We start from the raw sequence: 22,119 nt of genomic DNA on the forward strand, positions 1-22,119 counted from the left end.
TGTTCAGACAGATACCGCCGGACAGCGTCCAGCTTGAACTGCTCGTCGTACTTTGCCATGCAAAAAACCCCCGAAGGTTGGATCAAAGTCCAACTTTCGGGGGTCAGTTCAGGCATGGCGGGTTTTTCGTGAAACCTGGCGGCCTCAGTTGCGCACGTAGTAGATGCGCATGGCCTGCTGCTTCTGGGCGCCGTCCATCACGCGCAGCACCACGACCTTGGGGGTGAAGCCGTCGGGCAGCTTCAGTTGGCCCAGGGCATAGTCGTAGCGGTCGACATTGAGCGACGGGCCTTCCGGGGTGACGGTGGCGGCGCGGCCGTTGGGGTAGCTGCCGTCGATGGAGAAGGTGAGCGTGCCTTTGAAGGGGGCGCCAGTGCGCTCTTCGCGCATCACCAGCACCTGGTAGTCGAGCTGGCCGGGCTGGCGCTTGAAGGTGGCCGAGCGGATGCCCAGGTTGCCGCCGCGGGGATCGGGCGGCATGGCGTCCTGGAACAGGACCAATTCCTTGTTCTGGGTTTCGAGCTTGGCGCGGGCATCGGCCAGGTCGGCGGTGAGCTTTTCGTGGCCGGACTTGTTGGCATCGCGCTGCTGCGTGGCTTCTTCGAGCTGGCTTTGCAGGCGCTGGTTCTCAAGCTTGGAGGCGCTGAGTTCGCTGTGCAATTGCTCGGATTGCTCGACGGTCAGGCGCTGCGGACCGTAGTTGGTTTGCAGGAAGAGCACGCCGCCCGCGCCCAGGGCGATGCCCACCAGCAGCAGGACCAGCCAGCGCGGCATGCGGCGCGTGCGTTGGCCGGGTTGGTATACGGAGGGCTTGAATACGGCCCGTTGCGATCTTCCGAACATCCCCATTCCTAGAAAACTTCCTGTGTGTTGCCTGGCTGTGCGCTGCGCGCGCGAGCCAAAGCGTCAGAGAATACCCGGTTAACCCGGGGCGTTGGGCGCGCGGACAAGCCTCGTTGCGCACCTTGATATTGTGAAATATGTGGACATTGGTCGGGACTCAAGCCGGGCGGGCAGCGAGCTGCGCGTCGAGGTCGGCCAACCGTTGGGGGGTGCCGACGTCTGTCCATCGGCCTGTATGGCGAGCGCCGCGGACCTTGTCCTGTTCCATGGCTTGCCGGAGCAGGGGGGCCAGTTTGGCGGTCGTGCCGGGGGCAATGCCCGCGAACAGGCTGGGATGGTAGACGCCGAAGCCGGAATAGGTCAAACGGGGTTCGCCGTGGTCATGCACCCGGCCGCCCGGTTCCAGCACGAAATCGCCCGTGGGGTGGTGCGCCGGGTTGTCGACCATGAGCAGCCAGGCGCTGTCCGCCGTCAGGTTGGCGGCCAGGGCAGGGGCGGCGGCGACGTCCCAGTCGCACCAGATATCGCCGCTGATCACCAGAAACGGGGCCGGACCGAGCAGCGGCAGGGCCTGGGCGATGCCGCCAGCGGTTTCCAGCGCGGTGCCTTCCGGCGAATAGCGGATACGCACGCCGAAACCGGCGCCGTCGCCCAGGGCACGCTCGATTTCGTGCCCCAGCCAGGCGTGGTTGATGACCACATCGCGGATGCCGGCGGCAGCCAGGCGTTCCAGGTGCCAGACGATCAGCGGCTTGCCGCCGACCGGCAGCATGGGCTTGGGCAGGCGGTCGGTCAGCGGGCGCATGCGTTCGCCGCGTCCCGCGGCCAGGATCATGGCTCGCATCAGAATGTGTACCCGACGCTGACCTGGCGGTCGTCCAGCTTGTCCAAGAGGCGCAGGAGGGGGGCGAACACGCCGTAGCGCTGCGCCACCTGGCGCACGTAGCCGTTCACGCGGGGCATGTGGGCCAGGTAATGGGCCTTGCCGTCGCGGTGGTTCAGGCGCGCGAACACGCCCAGGATGCGCAGGTTGCGCTGCAGCCCCATCCATTCGTAGGCGCGGTGGAATTCGGCGAAGTCGGCATCCACGGGCAGGCCGGCGGCGCGCGCCATTTCCCAGTAGCGGATGGCCCAGTCCAGTTGCTGGGGCTCTTCCCAGGTGGTGCGGGCGTCGGTGACCAGTGACGCCAGGTCATAGGTGATGGGCCCGGCCAGGGCGTCCTGGAAGTCGATGATACCCGGGTTGGGGCCATATTGCGGCTGGTCGCAGACCATCAGGTTGGGCGAGTGGAAGTCGCGGTGCACCAGCACGGTGGGCTGGTTGCCGTTGCTGGCGGACAGCAGGGCGAAGATCTTTTCCAGGGCCAGCGCGGTCTTGTCGTCGATGACGGCGCCATGGTGCTTTTGCACGTACCACTCGGGGAACAGCTTGAGTTCGTCGGCCAGCCGGGCGGTGTCGTAGTGGGCCAGGCCGGTGGTGGCCGACTGTTGCAGCCGCACCAGCGCGGCCAGGGCGTCGCGGTACAGCGATTGCAGGCGGGCGTCGTCCAGGCCTTCCTGAATGCGCTGGTAATAGGTCTGTTCGCCCAGGTCGGACAGCAGCAGCAGGCCCTGGTCCAGGTCTTGTGCCAGCACGGCGGGCACGTTCAGGCCGGCATCGCGCAGCAGTTGCCCCACGTGCAGGAACGGGCGGCAGTCTTCGTGCTGGGGCGGGGCGTCCATGACAATCAGGGTGCGGCCGGCGGCGTCCAGGCGGAAATAGCGGCGGAAGCTGGCATCGGCGGAGGCGGGACGCAGCGTGTCCAGCGCCAGGCCCAGCTGGGCGGGCAGGCCTGCCAGCCAGGCGCGGATCTGCGCCAGGCGGGGGTCATGATCGTTTTTCAAGGAAGATCCGTGTCAGAAGGGCAATATTGCTGAAATTTGGGTTCCGCGCACATAAGGCTGGGCGTCTGGCGCGGCTTCTCTATAATACCGGCTCGTTTCCGTTAGCATTGGCCCTTCTTGGGCGCCGGTGCCTGGTTCCCCCATCGTAAAAAAGGGCTGTTTTCACTCGTGCGCAAGGTTCGGTGGTTGATCCTATCTGCTATCAGCGTCGCCGGGGCCGCTCAGGCCCAGGGCAGCCAAGGTTCGGCTCCCTCATCGACGTCGATCACCGCGGCTCCCGAGCTGCGCACCTCCCCCGGGCTGCGGATGCACCGCCTGCCGGACGGGAATATCCCTGCCTACATGGAGGCCGACACGATCGAAGGTGATCCGGACTCCGACCTGACGCTGACCGGCGCGGCGCAGGTGCGCCGCATCGACGGCGTGATCAAGGGCGACCGGATCAACTATCGCAAGGACACGGGCGACGTCGACGTCCAGGGCAATGCGCGCATGATGCGCGATGGCACCCTGGTGACCGGTCCGACCGCCAAGTTCAACGTCGACAAGTATTCCGGCGAAGTCGAAAAGCCCAACTTCTGGCTGGGCGCCACGGGCGGCTTTGCCGTGGCCGACAAGGCCGACATCTTCAGCAAGTCGCAGATGCGGCTGCACACGGTGACCTACAGCGGCTGCGCTTGCGAGACGCCGTCCTGGTACATCAAGGCCAATACAGTCGACATCGACTTCGACGAAAACGAAGGCGTGGCCCGTAGCGGCGTGCTGTATTTCAAGGATGTGCCGATCCTGGCATCGCCCTACATGACCTTCCCGGTCAAGAAAGAGCGCAAGTCGGGCTTCTTGATGCCCACGTATGGCACCACCAGCAAGGGTGGCTTCGACTTTTCGCTGCCTTACTACCTGAACATTGCGCCGAACTACGACGCGACCATCCAGCCTCGCTATTTCTCCAAGCGCGGGCTGCAGATGGGCGGCGAGTTCCGCTATCTGGGTTGGGGATACAACGGCACGGTTGACGGCGCATACCTGCCCAACGACAACGTCAGTGGCAACGATCGCTGGATGTACTGGTGGCGGCATCAACAGTTACTGTCCGGTGGTTTCTACGCCGATTGGGACATCGCCAAGGTGTCCGACGACGACTACTTTCGAGACATTTCCCAGTTGGGCTTGAACCAGGCGTCGACCACCTATCTGCCGCAGCGGGCGCGGGTAGGCTGGGCGTCGACCTACTGGAGCGCTTACGCACAAGTCTACAAGTACCAGACCCTGCAAGATCCGGATGCGCTGCTGGCTCCGCCCTACGACAAAGAGCCGGAGCTCTACCTGCGTGGCGCCCGTTATGACTGGGGCGGTTTCGATGTCGATTGGACTTCGACAGCGGTGCGTTTCAGCAAGCCGCTCTTGCTGGGTAATCGTAACGGCCCCAATGGCGACCGTCTGCAGACCTATCCGACGGTGTCCTATCCGATCGTCCGTCCGGGCTGGTTCGTGGTGCCGAAGGTGGGCGTCAACTACACGCAGTACCAGACCAGTTGGTACAACGGCGACTGGAACCGGTTGAACACCGATCCCAATAGCCCCAACTTCAACACGGCTTTCGGCTATCCGCGTTCGCAATCGCGCACGGTGCCCATCATGTCGCTGGATGCGGGCTTGATCTTCGAGCGCGACACCACGCTGTTCGGCAAGGCGTCGACGCAAACGCTCGAACCCCGCCTGTACTACTTGCGCGTGCCGTATCGCGACCAATCCAAGATTCCGGTCTACGACACGTCGCTGTCCGACTTCAGCTTTTCGCAGGCTTTCGACGAGAACATCTATACCGGTGGCTGGGACCGCATTTCCAATGCCAACCAGCTGACCGCCGCGCTGACGACCCGCTGGCTCGACGCCTCGACCGGTTTCGAGCGCGCGTCCCTGGCCGTGGCGCAGCGCCTGTACTTCGCCGACCAGCAAGTGACCCTGCCTGGCGAAACGCCGCGTGAAAACGTGCGTTCCGACTTCCTGGTGGGCGCCAGCGCTGCGCTCACCGATACGTTCTCCACCGATGTGGCGGCGCAGTACAACCCCTACGACAACCGTTGGTCGCGCACGTTGCTGAGCGGCCGCTGGTCGCCGCAGCGCCTGACCACGATCGCCTTGGCGTATCGTTATCAGCGTGACCCGCAGACGGGCGTGGCGTACCAGCCCCAAGGCCAGAACCAGATCAGCCTGGCGGTCCAGTGGCCGTTCACCAAGCGCTGGTATGGCGTGGGCCGGGTTGACTACTCGCTGCGCAATGGTCCTTCCAGCACCGTGAGCGGCACGACCGATTCCCCGCGTATCACGCAGGCCATTGCCGGCCTCGAATACAAGGGCAATTGCTGCTGGGTTGGCCGGATGGTGTTCCAGCGTTACGCCGTGTCCGCCACCGATGCCAATACGGCGCTGTTTTTCCAGCTTGAGTTGACCGGACTGGGTTCCCTGGGAACCGATCCGATGAACCTGCTGAATAGAAGTATCCCCGGTTATTCGAACATCACCCCGCCTGTTCCTACCGGGACCACATTTGAAAGGTATGAATGATGCGTAGGTTGCACTCTTTGCGTCGCTTCTCCGGCAACGCGCTGTTGCTGGCCGTTTGCGCCGCCTTCTCCGCCGCGCATGCGGCGGAGCCGACCGGCAAGGGCGGCAAGAACGCGCCCACCGCGCAGAAAGCCGCGCCGCAGCCTGCGGGCGAACAGTTCGTTGACGGCATTGCCGCCGTGGTCGACAAGGATGTGATCACCCTGCGCGAACTGCGCGACGCTTCGCTGCGCATTGCCGGCGAACTCAAGGCGCGTGGCATCCAGGTGCCTGACGACAAGACGCTGCAGCACCAGGTGTTGCAACGCCTGATCATGGAACGGGTGCAGCGCCACGAAGCCGACCGCATGGGCATCCGCGTCGATGAAGCCCAGGTCGACCAGGCCATCAAGACCATCGCCGACCGCAACAAGATCACCGCCGCGCAACTGCGCCAGGAAATCGAGAAGTCCGGCACCACCTGGGACAGCTACCGCAAGTCGCTGCGCGACGAGATCCGTTCGGATCGCCTGCGCCAGCGCGCGGTGGATTCCAACATCGTCATCTCCGATGCCGAAGTGGACGCCTTCCTGAAAGACCAGCGCCGCAACCCGGCGTTCGCTGCCGCTTCGCAGTCGGCCCAGCAGGCCGCGCAGCAGGCGCAGCCGGAAGCGGCGCCTGAACAGGCCGCCGCAGCCGCCGGCCCGATGCTCTACGCCGTGGCGCAGATCCTGGTGCGTGTGCCGGAAGGCTCGTCGCCGGACCAGGTGGCGGCCTTGCGCAAGAAGGCCGAAGATCTGCTGGCGCGCGCCAAGCGCGGCGACGACTTCGCCAGCCTGGCCGCCGCCGGTTCCGACGGTCCCGAAGCCTTGCAGGGCGGAGTCATGGGCGTGCGTCCGCTGGACGGCTGGCCCGACCTGTTCGCCAAGGCCATCGCCAATCTGCAAAAAGGCCAGGTCAGCACGCTGCTGCAAAGCGGCAACGGCTTCCATATCCTGAAGGTCATGGACCGCGGCACGGCGCAGCCCGCGCCTAGCCGCACGGCCCGGGCACCGGCGCCCACGCCGGCGCCGCAGCCGCGTCCGCAGCCCCAGGCGCAAGCGCCGCAAGGCCCCGTGGAAGTGATGCAGACGCACGCGCGCCACATCCTCATCAAGACCTCGACCGTCATGAGCGACGAGCTGGCTCGTCAGCGCCTGGAACAGGTGCGTCAGCGCCTGGTGGCCGGCGATGCCAAGTTCGAAGACATGGCGCGCCAGTACTCGCAGGACGCGACCGCGCCGCAGGGCGGCGATCTGGGCTGGCTGAACCCGGGCGAGACCGTGCCGCCCTTCGAGGCCGCCATGAACGCGCTCAAGCCGGGTGAAATCAGCCAACCGATCCAGACGCCGTTCGGCTGGCACCTGATCCAGGTCGAAGAGCGCCGCCAGCATGACGCTACCGATGATTTGGCGCGCATGAAGGCCCGCCAGATCCTGTTCGAGCGCCGCGCCCAACCCGCTTTTGAAGATTGGCTTGATCAACTGCGCGCCCAGGCGTACGTGGACAACCGTCTTGAAAAGCAGGACCGTATCAACCAGAACAACCGCTGATCACCAGCCCGGGCTTTTCATGTCTTCACACCAGGCGCGCAAGCGCTTTGGCCAGAACTTCCTGACCGACGAGAGCGTGGTCGAGTCCATCGTCCGGGCGGTCGGACCCGCCCGCGACGATAACGTGGTCGAGATCGGCCCCGGGCTGTCGGCCCTGACCCGGCCGCTGCTCGAACGGCTGAACCACCTGACCGCGGTTGAGATCGACCGCGACCTGGCGGCCCGCCTGCGCAAGCAGTTCGAGCCCGACCGCCTGACGGTGGTCGAGGCCGATGCCCTGACAGTGGATTTCTCGCAGTTCGGCAACGGCCTGCGGGTGGTGGGCAACCTGCCCTACAACATCTCCAGCCCGCTGCTGTTTCACCTGATGACCTGGGCTGACCATATCCGCGACCAGCATTTCATGCTGCAGCGCGAAGTGATCGACCGCATGGTGGCGCAGGCCGGCAGCGGCGATTTCAGCCGCCTGTCCGTGATGCTGCAATCGCGCTACCGCATGCACAAGCTGTTCGACGTGCCGCCCGAGGCCTTCGATCCGCCGCCCAAGGTGGTGTCGGCCATCGTGCGCATGGTGCCGCTGCCGGCCGATCGCCTGCGGCCGGTCAGCGAGCGGGCCTTCGAAACCGTGGTGGCCCGCGCGTTTTCGCAGCGCCGCAAGATGCTGCGCCGGGTGTTGGCCGACTGGGCGCCGCAAGTGCCCTGGGAGGCGCTGGACATCGCGCCCACGGCACGCGCCGAGGATATCTCGGTGGATCGCTACATCCGCTTGTCGGATGCGCTGGTCGAGGCCGGTATTCTGCAACGCGGCTGATGCCGCATCGCCATCAAGAAAGCCCGCGTCGAGCGGGCTTTTTTTCGTGCCGGAAAAACGGCGTCGCGTTGGTGGTGCCGGGAAACGGCACAGCCAAAACAGCACAGCGAAAACGCGCGGGCTACAGCATCCGCTTTTGCGCGGCCATCCATAGCTGCATGACGTCGCGCGCACGATCGTGCAGCAGGCGCTCGGCGTCGGTCAGGGCCTGCTGCAGCGTGATGGGGCCGGGCGCCAGGCTGAAGGCGGCGCTGATGCCGCAGGCGTGCAGGGCTTCGTAGCCCTCGCCCAGCGAACCGGCCAGGGCCACCACCGGCACGCCGGCCTGGCGGGCGATGCGGGCCACGCCAGCGGGCGTCTTGCCGCGCAGGGTCTGTGCGTCCATGCGGCCTTCGCCGGTGAAGGCCAGCGCGGCGCCTTGCATGGCGGCGGCCAGGCCGCCGAGTTCGGCCACGATGTCCACGCCGGGACGGAACTGCGCGTTGAGGAAGGTCTTGGCCGCAAAGCCCAGGCCGCCCGCAGCGCCCGCACCGGCTTCGTCGCGGCGGTCGGCGCCCAGTTGGCGTGCGCAGATGTCGGCGAAGTGCGACAGCATGTCGTCCAGCGCGTTGACCTGTTCGGGCGTCGCGCCTTTTTGCGGACCGAAGATGTGCGACGCGCCTTGCGGGCCGCACAGGGGATTGTCGACGTCGGACGCAATGTCGATGCGGACATCGGCCAGACGCGCATCGAGCCCGCGCGCGTCGATGCTGGCCAGTTGGCCCAGCGCGCCGCCGCCGGGCGGCAGGCTGCGGCCTTCTTTGTCGAGCAGGCGCAGGCCCAGCGCCGTGAGCATGCCGGCGCCGGCATCGTTGGTGGCCGAGCCGCCCAGGCCCAGGATGATGTGCCTGGCGCCCGCATCCAGCGCGGCCAGGATCAATTCGCCCACCCCATGGCTGCTGGCGCGCAGGGGGTCGCGCTTGGACGGTGGGATCAGTTCCAGGCCGGCCGCCGCGGCCATTTCGATGATGGCGGTGCCGTCATCGAGCAAGCCCCAGACGGCATCGACCTTATGGCCCAGCGCATCGTTGACGGTGCGTTGGCGCGCCTGGCCGCCTGCCGCGGCCAGCACGGCCTGTACCGTGCCTTCGCCGCCGTCGGCCATGGGGATGCATACCGTGTGCGCGCCGGGGAAGGCGGCCTTGACGCCGCGCGCGATGGCCGCTGCGGCGTCGGGTGCGGAAACGCTTTCTTTGAACGAGTCAGGAGCGATGACGATTTTCACGGAGTCGGCGGCACAGAGAGGGTGTCAGGGTGTTGACCATGATACCCGTGCATCCGCTGCCGGCGTACCATAACGCTTTCGTTGTTCATGTGAGAGTGGATCGCCATGCCTGTATTGCGCCGCACCAAAATTGTCGCCACCCTGGGCCCGTCGACGTCGACGCCCGAACGCATCGACGCCATGATCAAGGCGGGCCTGGATGTGGCGCGGCTGAACTTCTCGCACGGCAGCGCCGATGATCACCGCGAACGCGCCCGCCTGGTGCGCGAGACCGCCGCGCGGCAAGGCCGCTTCGTCGCCGTCATGGGCGACCTGCAAGGCCCCAAGATCCGCATCGCGCGCTTCACCGACAAGCTGGTGCACCTGCAGGTGGGCCAGCCGTTCACGCTGTCGCGCGTGCATCCGAAAGATGCCGGCACGGCCAGCATCGTGGGCATCGACTACCCCGAGCTGGTGCAGGACTGCCGCGTGGGCGACGAGCTGCTGCTCGACGATGGCCGCGTGGTGCTGGTGGTGGACCGGGTCGAAGGCGACGAGGTTCACACGACTGTCACCGTGGGCGGCCCGCTGTCCAACAACAAGGGCATCAACCGGCGCGGCGGCGGGCTGTCTGCCCCCAGCCTGACCGACAAGGATCGCGTCGACATCAAGCTGGCCGCCGAGATGCAGCTGGACTTCGTGGCGGTGTCGTTCCCGCGCTATGGCAGCGACATCGACGAGGCGCGTGAACTGCTGCGCGCGGCGGGCAGCGACGCGTGGATCATCGCCAAGATCGAACGCGCCGAAGCCGTGGCCGACGACGAAGCGCTGGACGCGCTGATCCGCGCCAGCGACGGCGTGATGGTGGCGCGCGGCGACCTGGGCGTGGAAGTGGGTGACGCCGAACTGGTCGGCATCCAGAAACGCATCATCCAGCACGCGCGCACGCTGAACAAGGTGGTGATCACCGCGACCCAGATGATGGAGTCCATGATTTCCAGCCCCATCCCCACGCGTGCCGAAGTGTCGGACGTGGCCAATGCGGTGCTGGACTACACCGACGCCGTGATGCTGTCGGCCGAAAGCGCGTCGGGCCAGTACCCGGTCGAAACCGTGCAGGCCATGGCGCGGGTGTGCCTGGGCGCCGAAAAGCATCCCACCAGCACGCAGTCGCACCACCGTCTGGGCGAAACCTTCACGCGCTGCGACGAAACCATTGCGCTGGCGGCCATGTATGCGGCCAACCACTTTCCGGGCGTGAAGGCGATCATCGCGCTGACCGAAAGCGGCCACACGCCGTTGATCATGTCGCGCATCCGCTCCGGCGTGCCGATCTACTGCTACAGCCCGCACAGCGTCACGCAGAACCGCGTCACCATGTTCCGGGGCGTCTACACCATTCCGTTCGCGCCGTCCGACTACGAGCCGGCCGACCTGAGCAACGCCGCCATCGATGAACTGAAAAAGCGCAACCTGGTGAAGGAAGGCGACTGGGTCATCCTGACCAAGGGCGATTTCTACCGTGACAGCGGCGGCACCAACGGCATGAAGATCCTGCTGGTCGATTGATCGGGCGGTGGCGTCGGCCCGTACCAGGACCGGCGCCGCTGGCGATCAGCCGAAGAACCAGTAGCACACGCCGATGGCCGCGAGCACGCCGGCCAAGTCGGCGATCAGCGCGCAGCCGACCGCATGGCGCGCGCGCAGGATGCCGACCGAACCGAAGTACACGGCCAGCACATAGAAGGTGGTTTCGGTGCTGCCTTGCACCACCGCCGCCAGCAGCGCCGGGAAGCTGTCCACGCCGAAATGCGCCATGGTTTCGAGCATCATGGCGCGCGCGGCGCTGCCCGAGAACGGCTTGACCAGAGCGGTGGGCAGCGCGTCGACGAAACGCGTGTCCCAGCCGGCATGCGCGGCAAGCCAGCGTATGCCATCAAGCAGGAAGTCCAGCGCGCCGGATGCCCGCAGCACGCCCACCGCGCACAGCATGGCCACCAGGTACGGCAACAGGCTCTTGGCGATGTCGAAGCCTTCCTTGGCGCCTTCGATGAAGGCCTCGTAGACCGGCACCTTTTTCCAGGCGCCCACGACCAGGAAGGCGAGCAGGATGCCGAACAGGGCCAGGTTGCCCATCAGCGACGACAGTGCGGCAATGGCGGTGGCCGACATGCTGGCCAACAGCGCCATGAAGCCGCCCAGCACCAGCGCCACGCCGCCCAGCCACAGCAGGATGACGGGGTCGGCCAGCCGCAGGCGCTGGCAGGCCGCCACCGCCAGGAAGCCGGCCAGCGTGGACGCGCTGGTGGCCAGCAGGATCGGCAGGAATACCAGGGTGGGGTCGGGCGCGCCCTGCTGGGCGCGGAACATGAACAGGGTCACCGGCAGCAGCGTCAATGACGACGCATTGAGCACCAGGAACAGGATCTGCGCGTTGCTGGCGGTGTCGGGCTTGGGGTTGAGCGCTTGCAGCTCGCGCATGGCGCGCAGGCCGATGGGCGTGGCGGCGTTGTCCAGGCCCAGGCCGTTGGCGGCGAAATTCAGGGTGATGAGGCCGATGGCGGGATGGTTGCGCGGCACCTCCGGCATCAGCCTGGCAAACAGCGGCCCCAGCAGCCACGCCAGCTTTTCGACCAGGCCCGCGCGTTCAGCGATGCGCAGAAAGCCCAGCCACAGCGTGAGCGTGCCGAACAGCAGCACCATGACTTCGACCGAGACCCGCGCCATGTCGAACAGGCTGGCGACCATGGCGCGAAAGACATCGGGGTCGCCGATGGCCAGCCAGCGGTACAGGGCGGCAGCGGTGGCCGTCAGGAAAAAGCCCAGCCAGAGTTTGTTCAGCATGCGGCGTGCGCCTGGATAGCGGTTGATTGCGTTCCCGCAAAGGGGAGGCCCATTGTCGCAGAGTCAGCCCGGTCCAGCTTGGCCCCGGCGGGCCAATTCTGGTACTTTGGCCTGATACGCCCAGAGGCATCGAACAAGAAGGGGAGCACATGGATTTGAACGCATGGCGCCGGCGCCGCATCTCCGAACCCGCTTACCGTTGGGCCCGCAAGGCCATGCCGCCGCTGTCGCCCACCGAACGCGAAGCCATCGAGGCCGGCGACACCTGGTGGGACGCGGACCTGTTCACGGGCAATCCCGACTGGCGCAAGCTGCTCGACGTGCCTGCGGCCACCCTGACGCCGGACGAACAGCGCTTCATCGACGGCCCCGTGGCGCAACTGTGCGCCATGCTGGACGAATGGGATATCACCTGGCACCGGCGCGACCTGCCGCCCGAGGTCTGGGCCTTTCTGAAGGCGCAGCGCTTTTTCGGGATGATCATTCCCAAGCGCTACGGCGGGCTGGGCTTTTCGCCTTACGCGCATTCCGAAGTGGTGCGGCGTATTTCCGCCTATTCCATCACCGCCGGGGTCACCGTCATGGTGCCCAATTCGCTGGGACCGGGCGAGCTGCTGCTGCAGTTCGGCACCCCTGCCCAGCGCGACTACTGGCTGCCCCGCCTGGCCGATGGCCGCGAGGTGCCGTGCTTCGGGCTGACCAGTCCCGAAGCGGGGTCAGACGCCGCGTCCATGGTCGATACCGGCATCGTTTGCCGCCAGGTGGTCGATGGCCGCGAGCTGATCGGCGTGCGGCTGAACTGGCACAAGCGCTACATCACGCTGGGGCCGGTGGCCACGGTGCTGGGGCTGGCATTCAAGATGTCGGACCCCGATGGCATTCTGGGCGGCGCGCGCGACATCGGCATTTCGGTGGCGCTGGTGCCCACCGACGCGCCCGGCGTCGAGATCGGCCGCCGTCACCTGCCGGCCATGCAGGTGTTCCAGAACGGCCCCAACCGCGGCCACGATGTGTTCGTGCCGCTGGACGCCCTGATCGGCGGGGCCGAGCGCGCCGGCCATGGCTGGCAGATGCTGATGAGCGCGCTGGCTGCGGGGCGCGGCATTTCGCTGCCGTCGCTGTCGGCCGCCGCCTGCGTCATGAGCGCGCACGCCACCGGCATGTATGCGCGGGTGCGTGAACAGTTCGGCATCCCGGTGGGCAAGTTCGAAGGCGTGCAGGAAAGGCTGGCCAGCCTGGCGGGCAATGCCTACCTGGTGGAAGCCGCTCGCCGGTTGACCTGCGCGGCGCTGAACCAGGGGGTGAAGCCGGCGGTGGTCTCGGGCATCATGAAGTACCACGCCACCGAGCGCATGCGGGTGTCGGTCAACGACGCGATGGACGTGCATGCCGGCCGGGCGGTCATCGACGGGCCCAGCAACTACCTGGGCGCGCTGTACCGTGCGGTGCCCATCGCCATCACGGTGGAAGGCGCCAATATCCTGACCCGCAACCTGATCATCTTCGGCCAGGGCGCGATTCGCGCGCATCCGTACCTGATGCCGGAAATGCTGGCGCTGGGCAACCCCGACGAAGAGCGCGGCATGGAGGTCTTCCATGACGTGTTCTGGCGCCACTTGCGGCACACCGGCATGAATGCGCTGCGTGCCATCGGCCGTGCCTGGACGGGCGGCGTCCTGGCGCCGTCGCCGGTGTCCGGGCCCACCGCCCGGCACTATCGCCGGCTGGGGCGCTATGCCTCCGGCTTCGCGCTGCTGGCGGATGCCACGCTGGCTCAACTGGGCGGCGGGCTGAAGCGCCGCGAGATGATCTCGGCGCGGCTGGGCGACATCCTGTCCGAGCTGTACCTGCTGTCGGCGGTGCTCAAGCGCTGGGAAGACGAAGGCCGCAAGCACGACGACCTGCCGCTGGTGCATTGGTGCCTGCAGCAAGGTTACGCGGAAATCGAAAAGCGCATGGACCAGGTGCTGTCGAACCTGCCCGGCCGGGTGATGGCCTGGGGCTTGCGGGTGGCTATCCTGCCGCTGAGGCTGGCCAAGGGGCCGGACGATGCACTGACCCGCGAATGCGCGGAACTGCTGCTCAAGCCGTCGCCCACGCACGTGCGGTTGGCGGCCGATCTGCAACGGGCGGCGGCCGACAGTGCGCAAGACGATGATCCGCTTGCGCTGCTGACGCGGGCCTTTGCGGTGGTGGATGCGGTGCAGCCGATCCGCGACCGGCTCAAGCAGTCGGGTGTGCGCGACTGGCGCGAGGCGCATCGCCATGGCGCGATCTCGGCATCGCAGGCGGCGCAGCTGGAAGAGGCCGAGGCGATCGTGTCGCGGGTGCTGCAAGTGGATGATTTCGCGCCGCGCGACCTGTCGCCGCAGGCGGCGGAGGCCGAAGCCACGCCGGGCCGCGAGCCTGCGGCCAAGGCCGAAGCCGCGCCGGCACACGCGCCCGCAGCCAAGGCCTCAGCCACGCCGGCACCCGAGCCCGCGGCCAAGGCCGAAGCCGGCACGGACGTCAAGCCTGCGCCGGTACCGCCCGCCGATCAGTCGTCCTGATTCGGGTCCATGCCCGGGAACAGGATTTCAGTGAAGCCGAACTTCGTGAAATCCTGGATCTGGGACGGGTACAGCCGGCCGATCAGGTGGTCGCATTCGTGCTGCACCACCCGGGCATGGAAGCCTTCGGCCTCGCGCTCGATGTCGCGGCCGTAGGGGTCCTTGCCGGTGTAGCGGATGTGGCGGTAGCGCGGCACCATGCCGCGCAGGCCCGGCACCGACAGGCAGCCTTCCCAACCGTCTTCCATCTCGTCCGACAGCGGCGTGATGACGGGATTGCACAGGATGGTCTGGGGCACCGCGGGCGCGTCGGGATAGCGCTCGTTGCGGTCAAAACCGAAGATGACCAGCTGCAGGTCCACGCCGATCTGCGGCGCGGCCAGGCCTACGCCCTGCGCCGCCGCCATGGTCTCGAACATGTCTGTGATCAGGGCGTGCAGCTCGGGGGTATCGAAGCGCTCGACCGGCGGCGCAACGCGCAGCAGCCGGGGATCGCCCATTTTGAGGATGGTGTGGATCATGATGACGGTCAAGAAAGAACAATCAATCTACCAGAAGGATTCTTTCCCCGCCGGGCCGCCCCAAGGGGAAAGCGCCCCCTCGGGGGGCAGCAAGCCTGCGAAGCGGGCGCAGCGTGGGGGCCCTTTCCCCGCCGGGCCGCCCCAAGGGGAAAGTGCCCCCTCGGGGGGCAGCAAGCCTGCGAAGCGGGCGCGGCGTGGGGGCCCTTAATCTACCCGACCCTTCTTCTGGATGAACTCGATCTTGTAGCCGTCCGGATCTTCGGCGAACGCGATCACGGTGGTGCCGTGCTTCATCGGGCCGGCTTCGCGGGTGACCTTGCCGCCGCGCGCCTTGACCTTGTCACAGGCTTCGTAGGCGTTGTCGACTTCCAGGGCGATGTGGCCGTAGCCGGTGCCCAGGTCGTACTTGTCGGTGTCCCAGTTGTGGGTCAGCTCGATGACGGCGCCTTCGGATTCGTCCTGGTAGCCCACGAAGGCCAGGGTGAACTTGCCGTCGGGGTAGTCGTTGCGGCGCAGGACGCGCATGCCGAGCACGTTGGTGTAGAAATCGATGGACTTGTCGAGGTTGCCGACTCGCAGCATGGTGTGGAGCATACGCATGGAGAAATTCCTTAAGCGGTGAGGGGTTGGGGGATGAACCGGGCGTGCCCGGCATGGTCCCTGGAAATTCCCAGGTCTTGCAGCGCGCCGCCCATGGCGTCGACCGCAAGCCGCATCTGGTCGGGCCCGAAGGCGCCGATGCAGCCGACCCGGAAGGTGGGTTGTTCGGTGTTGGTGAAATTGCTGAGCACGAAACCGCGTTGCTTGAGCGCGTCGACGAACAGCTGCAGGTTCCAGGTCGGTGCGTCGGGCGCATGCACGTTGATGACGATGGGGCCTTGCAGGTCGGGCGTCAGGTAGGGCGTGAGGCCCAGGCCGGCCACGCCGTCGTACAGCGTGCGCATGTTGGCGGTGTAGCGCGCCAGGCGGGCCTCGCGGCCTTCCTGATGATACAGGTCCAGCGCCACGGCCAGCGCCGCCAGCGTCGGGGCGGGCGGCGTGAAGCGCGGGCCGGCGTTGGGTGCCAGCGTGTGCTGGTAGATGTCGGCCAGGTCCAGCGACCAGCTGCCGGCATTGCCTTGGGCGGCTTGCAGACGGTCGCGGCGGGCCACGACGAAGGCGGCGCCGGGCAGGCCTTCCAGGCATTTGTTTGCGGTCAGCACGACGGCATCGATGGCCGGCAGGGCAGCCAGGTCCAGCGGCAGCGCGCCGAAGGCCGACACGGCGTCGACGATGACGCGGCGGCCCAGGGCGTGGGCCACCCGCGCCAGTTCGGGCACGTCGTGGCAGATGCCGCTGCCGGTTTCGCTGTAGACCAGCGCCACATGGGTCAGCGTGGGGTCTTGCTCGAGCGCCCGCGCCACGGCTTGCGGATCGACGCGTTCGCGGGTGCCCACGGCCAGCGGCACGGCGATGCGGCCGGCATCGGCCGCCAGCTTCTGCAGGCGGCTGGCGTAGGCGCCGGTGGACGGCGCCAGCAGGCGCCCGCCCGCGGGCACGAAGGTGCGGATCGCGGCTTCCACCGCGAAATGGCCGCAGCCGGGCAGCGCCAGCGCTTCGTGGTGGGCGGCGTCGGCCTGGGCCACGCGCAGCACGCCGGCGCAGACCTGGCGGTACAGCGCACGGAATTCGTTGTCCCAGGGCGCGTAATCCTGCGCCATGGCGGCCTTCACCCGGGCATCGGTCGTGACCGGGCCGGGAATCAGCAGCAGCATTTTTGGTGTCTCCGAGGGGGTCGCAAAGTCGCCTCGCGCCAGTCCTAGAATTGGGGGAGCGAGGCGGGATCGTGGCGCCGCAGCACGTTCTTGGCTTCTTCGAAGTCGGGCAGGATCTGGCCCACTTCGCGCCAGAAGTCCTGGCTGTGGTTCATTTCGCGCAAGTGGGCAAGCTCGTGCGCGATCACGTAGTCGATGATGGCCGGTGCAAAGTGGACCAGGCGCCAGTTCAGCATGATGTTGCCGTCGCTGGTGCACGAGCCCCAGCGCGTGGCCGCCGACGACAGGCGCCAGCGGCTGATCTTCAGGCCGCTGATCTGCAGGAAGTGCGCCAGCCGCGCGCCGAACCAGGCGCCGGCCCGCTGCTGCAGCCAGGCCTGCGCGGCGTCGCGGATGCGGCCCTGGTCGGCCGTGGCGGGCAGGGCCAGCCACAGCGTGTCGCCATCGGCGGGGGCATCGGCATTGCCGGACAGGAAGGTCTGGCGGCTGTCGCCCCCCACGCCCAGCACGATGCGCTTGCCCAGGTAAGGCAGTTCGCCGCCGGCCTGCCAGCGCGTGTGCGCCATGGCCAGCTGCTGCTTGCGAGTGTGCCATTCGCGCAGCTTGGCGACGATCCAGCGGGCTTTTTCGCGGACGGCGTCGTCGATCTGCGCCAGCGTGACCCAGTTGGGCGCCGTGACGCGCAGGCCGTCGTCGGTGATGACAAAGCCGATGCTGCGGCGACGCGAGCGCAGCAGCACGAAGCCGATGGGCTGCGGGTCGGTGTCGACCTCGCGCCAGCGGGCGCCGGGCGGCATGGGATCGGGGCAGGGCGTGGGCACGCGCGAGGCGGCGTTGGGCGATAGCGTCAGCAGCGGCTCGCCGGCAGGCTTGGGGGCGGATGGCGCGGCCGCAGTGGGCGTAACAGCAGGGGGCGTAACTGCAGGGGGCGCGACAGGCGCCGCCGCGGGAAACAGCAGCGCAGACTGCGGGTGGACGTCAGGCGGGGCAGCGCGTGGGACAGAGGGCCGCGCTGGGGGGCGCGCGTTCAGCGGCGACGCGCCCGAGGGCGCGTCGTGGTCGTGCACGTCGAACAGAAGTTCGAGCTGATCAGTGCTGGCCATACCTTTCAGGGTTGAGACGCCGCATTTCCCCTTCGATCCAGTCCTGCACTTTCTGGTTCAGTTCTTCGGGGGAGATTCCCTTGGATTCTATCGCGGGACCGATGGATAGCGTAACCAGGCCCGGATATTTGACGAAGGCGTTGCGCCGCCAGCATTCGCCGGCATTGTGCGCGACCGGGATGACGACCGCGCCGGTGCGCGAGGCCAGCAGGGCGCCGCCCATCTTGAAACGCGCGGTCTTGCCCGGCGGCACGCGGGTGCCTTCGGGAAACAGCAGCGGCCAGCGGCCTTCGTCCAGCCGGGTCTGTCCCTGCTTGACCACCTGGTCGAAGGCGTCGCGGCCCTTGGAGCGGTCGATGGCGATCATGCGCAGCAGCGCCAGGCCCCAGCCGAAGAACGGCACCATGTGCAGTTCTTTCTTGTAGACGAAGCAGACTTCGCGCGGCATGTAGGCCGGGAAGAACAGGGTTTCCCAGGCCGACTGGTGCTTGGACAGCAGCACGGCGGGGCCGTCGGGCAGGTTTTCCCAGCCCTTGACCTGCCAGCGGATGCCGCAGAACACCTTGGCGCCCCAGATGGCCAGGCGCGGCCAGCCAACCGTGAGCTTGTAGCGCAGGTGCAGCGGCAGCGGCGCCCACAGGATGCAGGCGAAGGCGTAGGGGATGACCGTGATGGCCAGGAAGAGGAAATACAGGAACGAGCGCAGCCGGGCCATCAGTTGTCCTGGAGCAGGGCGTCGGCCACGGCCGACAGGTCGTCGCAGACCCGCGTATTGTCGGGCAGGCCGCCTTTGGCCAGCGTCTTCTTGCCGTTGCCGGTCAGCACCAGCCACGGCGAGCAGCCCGCCGCGCTGGAGGCCTGCAGGTCGCGCAGCGAATCGCCCACGGCCGGCACGCCGGCCAGGTCGACGTCGTAGCGGTGGCCGATCTGCTCGAACATGCCGGGGCGCGGCTTGCGGCAGGTGCAGTTGTCGTCCGGGCCATGCGGGCACATGAAGACGGCATCGACGCTGCCGCCGGCCGCGGCCAGCTCGCGCCGCATCTTGGTGTGGATGGCGGTGAGCGTGTCCATGTCGAACAGGCCGCGGGCCAGGCCCGACTGGTTGGTGGCGACGACCACGGTCCAGTCCGCCTGGGTCAGGCGCGCGATGGCCTGCAGGCTGCCGGGCAGGGCGATCCATTCGTCGGGGTTCTTGACGAATGCGTCGCTGTCCTGGTTGATGACGCCGTCGCGGTCGAGGATGATGAGTTTCACTGTGCCAGCCTGGAAATGTCAGCGACCTGGTTCATCAGGGTGTGCAACTGGCCCAGCAGCGCCAGCCGGTTGGCGCGCACGGCGGGGTCGTCGGCCATGACCATGATGTCGGCGAAGAAGGCGTCGACGGGTTCGCGGGCCTGGGCCAGGGTGCGCAGGTTGGCGGCGAAGTCGCCGGCAGCGCGTTGCGCCTCGGCCTGCGGGCGCAGCGCGGCAATCGCGGCGGCCAGGGCTTTTTCGGCGGGTTCGACCAGGGCGGCATCGTTGACCGCGCCGATCTCGCCTTCGGCCTTCTTGAGCAGGTTGCCGATGCGCTTGTTGGCGGCGGCCAGGCTGGCGGCTTCGGGCAGCTGCGCGAAGGCGGCGGCGGCGCGCACGCGCTCGGCCACCTGGTGCAGCGGCGGCGTCAGGGCGATGACGGCCTCGACCGCGTTGCGGTCGTGGTCGTTGATGAGCTGGTTGCGGTAGCGCTCGTAAATGAAGGTGCGCACTTCAGCCAGCGTTTCGGCGGGGATCTTGCCGGCCGGGAAGGTGGCGGCCGTGGCGGCCAGCAGGCCGTCCAGCGACAGCGGGCCGTCCTGGTTGAGCTTGAGCCAGCCGCCCGCGGCCAGTTGCTCGAACGCGCTGATCAGGCCCAGCGCGGCGCGGCGCAGGCCGAAGGGATCGCGTTCGCCGGTGGGCGCCAGGCCGATGGCCCAGATGCCGACCAGGGTTTCGGCGCGCTCGGCGATGAACAGCGCGGCGGCGGTCAGGCCGTCTTGCGTGACGGGGGCGTCGTAGCGGTTGCGGTACTGGTTGCGCAGGGCCTGCACGACGCTGTCCGGCTCGCCGTCGCCGGCGGCGTAGTAGGCGCCCATGATGCCTTGCAGCTCGGGGAATTCGCCCACCATGTTCGAACCCAGGTCGGCCTTGGCCAGCAGCGCGGCGCGGTCGGCGGCGGTGACGTCGCTGCCCAGCTTGCCGGCCACGTCGCGGGCGATGGCGCGCACGCGTTCGACGCGTTCAAGCTGGGTGCCCAGCTTGTTGTGGTAGACGATCGAGCCCAGCTGCTCGACGCGCGCGGCCAGCGGCGTCTTGCGGTCGGTTTCGAAGAAGAACTGGGCGTCGGCCAGGCGCGGGCGCACCACGCGCTGGTTGCCTTCGACGATGTTCACCGGGTTGTCCGTGTGCATGTTGCTCACGATCAGGAAGCGGTGCGTCAGGCGGCCGGTGGCCGGGTCGAACAGCGGGAAGTATTTCTGGTTCAACCGCATGGTCAGGATCAGGCATTCCTGCGGCACTTGCAGGAACTGCTCTTCGAACTGGCCCACGTAGACGGTGGGGTGTTCGACCAGGGCGGTGACTTCGTCGAGCAGCGCGGCCACTTCGGGGTCGTCGCCCAGCGTGGCCGACAGGCGGCCGGCGTGGTCGAGCAGCTGGCGCTGGATTTCATCGCGGCGGCCTTCGAACGAGGCCACCACATGGCCCTTTTCGGCCAGGGTAGCGGCGTAGGCGTCGGCATCGGCGAAGGACACGGCGCCGCTGCTCATGAAGCGGTGGCCCAGGGTGTCGCGGCCGGCGGTCAGGCCCAGCGCGGTGACGGGCACGACGTCGGCGCCGAACAGGGCGACCAGACCGTGCGCGGGGCGCACGAACTTCACGGTGGTGACGCCGTCGGCCAATTGGTAGCGCATGACCTTGGGGATCGGCAGGCCGTCGATGGCCGCGTCGATGCCTTCCTGCAGGCCGGCGGCCAGTTGGGCGCCGGGGGCGGTGCCGCGGGCAACCAGGTAGTCCTGCTTGCCGTCGGATTCGCGTTCCAGGGTGGCCAGGTCGATGTTGTCCAGGCCCTTGGCAGCCAGCTTCTTCTGCAGCGCCGGGGTCGCCTTGCCGTCTTCGGTCAGGCCGATCTTCACGGGCATCAGCTTTTCGGCGTAGGCCTGGTCAGGCGCCTGGGCCAGCACGGCCGACAGGTACACGGCCAGGCGGCGCGGCGTGGAAAACGCCTGCACGGCGCAGCCCTCGGCCAACAGGCCGTGGCGCTGCAGCGTGGCGCGCACGCCTTCGGCAAAGGCCTGGCCCAGCTTCTGCAGGGCCTTGGGCGGGAGTTCTTCGGTCAGCAGTTCGACCAGCAGCGGGCGGATGTTCGTCGTCATTTATGCAGCCTCCCCGGCGGCCTTGTCGCGGCCCAGCATGGGAAAGCCCAGTCGTTCGCGGGAATCGTAGTAGGCCTGCGCGACGGCGCGCGACAGGTTGCGGATGCGGCCGATGTAGGCGGCGCGTTCGGTCACGCTGATCGCGCCGCGCGCGTCCAGCATGTTGAAGGTGTGCGCGGCCTTGAGCGCGGCCTCGTAGGCGGGCAGCGCCAGGGGCACGTCCATCAGGCGCTTGGCTTCGGCTTCGTAGTCGTTGAAATGCGAGAACAGCATTTCGGCCGACGAGTGCTCGAAGTTATAGGTGGATTGCTCGACCTCGTTCTGGTGGAAGACGTCGCGGTACAGCACGCGATTGCCGTTGGCGCCTTCGGTCCAGACCAGGTCGTACACGCTTTGCACGTCCTGCAGGTACATGGCCAGGCGTTCCAGGCCGTAGGTGATTTCACCGGTGGTCGGGGTGCAGTCCAGGCCGCCCACTTGCTGGAAGTAGGTGAACTGGGTGACTTCCATGCCGTTGAGCCAGACTTCCCAGCCCAGGCCCCAGGCGCCCAGGGTGGGGTTTTCCCAGTCGTCTTCGACGAAGCGGATGTCGTGCTGCGTGGGGTCGATGCCCAGCGCCTTGAGCGAACCGATGTACAGGTCCAGGATTTCCGGGGGCGCGGGTTTCAGCACCACCTGGTACTGGTAATAGTGTTGCAGGCGGTTGGGGTTTTCGCCGTAGCGGCCATCCTTGGGGCGGCGCGAGGGCTGCACGTAGGCGGCGCGCCAGGGTTCCGGCCCGATGGCCCGCAGGAACGTGGCCGTGTGCGAGGTGCCGGCGCCGACTTCCATGTCGTAGGGCTGCAGCAGGGCGCAACCCTGCTTGTCCCAGTATTCCTGGAGCGTAAGGATGATTTGCTGAAAGGTGAGCATAGGATTCTTGGAATTCGGTCGCCGGGCGACGTCTGCCGTGGGCGTGGGAAACCGGGCATTTTAACTGGCCCGGGGCAGGGCGGGGGCCGGCCCCCGGAAATGGGGCGATATCCCTGCCGTTACATAT

At 67.4% G+C, this 22,119-nt stretch carries 18 protein-coding genes; 5 read left to right on the forward strand and 13 right to left on the reverse strand.

The genetic code is table 11. The features are described 5' to 3' along the window. Window positions 1-144 precede the first annotated feature (144 nt). The 3 genes from HV798_RS29280 to HV798_RS29290 form a co-directional block, all read right to left on the reverse strand. Window positions 145-843, reverse strand: a complete 699-nt coding sequence (locus tag HV798_RS29280) for a DUF6776 family protein (protein WP_025136683.1) — start codon at window positions 841-843, stop codon at window positions 145-147. 157 nt (window positions 844-1,000) lie between these two features. Continuing rightward, the gene (gene murU / locus HV798_RS29285) at window positions 1,001-1,687 is read right to left on the reverse strand and encodes an N-acetylmuramate alpha-1-phosphate uridylyltransferase MurU (protein ID WP_175190723.1); all 687 of its coding nucleotides are present in this window, start codon (window positions 1,685-1,687) and stop codon (window positions 1,001-1,003) included. Beyond that, on the reverse strand, window positions 1,687-2,727 hold the full coding sequence (locus HV798_RS29290; protein ID WP_175190724.1) for an aminoglycoside phosphotransferase family protein: 1,041 nt from the start codon (window positions 2,725-2,727) through the stop codon (window positions 1,687-1,689). Before HV798_RS29290 ends, murU begins: the two co-directional genes overlap by 1 nt. A gap of 168 nt (window positions 2,728-2,895) precedes the next feature. Here HV798_RS29290 and HV798_RS29295 point away from each other — a divergent pair, with 168 nt between their 5' ends. From HV798_RS29295 to rsmA, 3 genes are read left to right on the forward strand one after another with little or no spacing between them, the layout of a single operon-like run. Beyond that, a complete protein-coding gene (locus HV798_RS29295; protein WP_175190725.1) occupies window positions 2,896-5,295 on the forward strand; it encodes an LPS-assembly protein LptD in 2,400 nt (799 codons plus the stop codon). Then, entirely contained in the window at window positions 5,292-6,866 is a 1,575-nt protein-coding gene (locus HV798_RS29300) for a peptidylprolyl isomerase (protein ID WP_175190726.1), read from the forward strand. Before HV798_RS29295 ends, HV798_RS29300 begins: the two co-directional genes overlap by 4 nt. A gap of 19 nt (window positions 6,867-6,885) precedes the next feature. Further along, entirely contained in the window at window positions 6,886-7,677 is a 792-nt protein-coding gene (gene rsmA / locus HV798_RS29305; protein ID WP_175190727.1) for a 16S rRNA (adenine(1518)-N(6)/adenine(1519)-N(6))-dimethyltransferase RsmA, read from the forward strand. Between the two features lie 121 nt (window positions 7,678-7,798). On the opposite strand, the gene HV798_RS29310 is transcribed toward rsmA, so the two are convergent. Next, window positions 7,799-8,941 carry a glycerate kinase gene (locus HV798_RS29310; protein WP_175190728.1) on the reverse strand — a complete coding sequence of 381 codons (1,143 nt, stop codon included), beginning with the start codon at window positions 8,939-8,941 and terminating at the stop codon, window positions 7,799-7,801. 105 nt (window positions 8,942-9,046) lie between these two features. Between HV798_RS29310 and pyk the strand changes: the two genes are divergently transcribed. Beyond that, a complete protein-coding gene (gene pyk / locus HV798_RS29315) occupies window positions 9,047-10,489 on the forward strand; it encodes a pyruvate kinase (RefSeq protein ID WP_025136690.1) in 1,443 nt (480 codons plus the stop codon). A gap of 45 nt (window positions 10,490-10,534) precedes the next feature. Here the strand turns inward: pyk and HV798_RS29320 are convergent, their stop codons facing one another. Further along, window positions 10,535-11,764 carry a nucleoside recognition domain-containing protein gene (locus tag HV798_RS29320; protein WP_175190729.1) on the reverse strand — a complete coding sequence of 410 codons (1,230 nt, stop codon included), beginning with the start codon at window positions 11,762-11,764 and terminating at the stop codon, window positions 10,535-10,537. 149 nt (window positions 11,765-11,913) lie between these two features. On the opposite strand from HV798_RS29320, the gene HV798_RS29325 reads away from it, so the two are divergent. After that, on the forward strand, window positions 11,914-14,313 hold the full coding sequence (locus HV798_RS29325; RefSeq protein ID WP_246289289.1) for an acyl-CoA dehydrogenase: 2,400 nt from the start codon (window positions 11,914-11,916) through the stop codon (window positions 14,311-14,313). Here HV798_RS29325 and def read toward each other — a convergent pair. The 8 genes from def to glyQ form a co-directional block, all read right to left on the reverse strand. Then, on the reverse strand, window positions 14,301-14,834 hold the full coding sequence (gene def / locus HV798_RS29330; protein WP_175190730.1) for a peptide deformylase: 534 nt from the start codon (window positions 14,832-14,834) through the stop codon (window positions 14,301-14,303). The two genes, HV798_RS29325 and def, sit on opposite strands and share 13 nt — an antisense overlap. Before the next feature lie 204 nt (window positions 14,835-15,038). After that, window positions 15,039-15,434, reverse strand: a complete 396-nt coding sequence (gene gloA / locus HV798_RS29335) for a lactoylglutathione lyase (protein ID WP_175190731.1) — start codon at window positions 15,432-15,434, stop codon at window positions 15,039-15,041. A gap of 11 nt (window positions 15,435-15,445) precedes the next feature. Then, window positions 15,446-16,588 (reverse strand): 2-aminoethylphosphonate--pyruvate transaminase, encoded by a 1,143-nt coding sequence (locus HV798_RS29340; protein WP_175190732.1) that lies wholly within the window; start codon window positions 16,586-16,588, stop codon window positions 15,446-15,448. A gap of 44 nt (window positions 16,589-16,632) precedes the next feature. After that, the gene (locus tag HV798_RS29345) at window positions 16,633-17,691 is read right to left on the reverse strand and encodes a M48 family metallopeptidase (RefSeq protein WP_175190733.1); all 1,059 of its coding nucleotides are present in this window, start codon (window positions 17,689-17,691) and stop codon (window positions 16,633-16,635) included. Beyond that, the gene (locus HV798_RS29350; RefSeq protein WP_025136697.1) at window positions 17,678-18,406 is read right to left on the reverse strand and encodes a lysophospholipid acyltransferase family protein; all 729 of its coding nucleotides are present in this window, start codon (window positions 18,404-18,406) and stop codon (window positions 17,678-17,680) included. Before HV798_RS29350 ends, HV798_RS29345 begins: the two co-directional genes overlap by 14 nt. Further along, complete coding sequence (gene gmhB / locus HV798_RS29355) at window positions 18,406-18,945, reverse strand: D-glycero-beta-D-manno-heptose 1,7-bisphosphate 7-phosphatase (RefSeq protein WP_025136698.1); 540 nt, start codon at window positions 18,943-18,945, stop codon at window positions 18,406-18,408. Before gmhB ends, HV798_RS29350 begins: the two co-directional genes overlap by 1 nt. After that, window positions 18,942-21,080, reverse strand: coding sequence for a glycine--tRNA ligase subunit beta (glyS, locus tag HV798_RS29360; RefSeq protein WP_175190734.1), 2,139 nt, complete (start codon window positions 21,078-21,080; stop codon window positions 18,942-18,944). The genes gmhB and glyS overlap by 4 nt, the downstream gene beginning before the upstream one ends. After that, entirely contained in the window at window positions 21,081-21,992 is a 912-nt protein-coding gene (glyQ, locus tag HV798_RS29365; protein ID WP_025136700.1) for a glycine--tRNA ligase subunit alpha, read from the reverse strand. Between the last annotated feature and the right edge of the window lie 127 nt (window positions 21,993-22,119).

The sequence above is a fragment of the Achromobacter deleyi genome (assembly GCF_902859705.1).
GTDB lineage: Bacteria > Pseudomonadota > Gammaproteobacteria > Burkholderiales > Burkholderiaceae_B > Achromobacter > Achromobacter deleyi.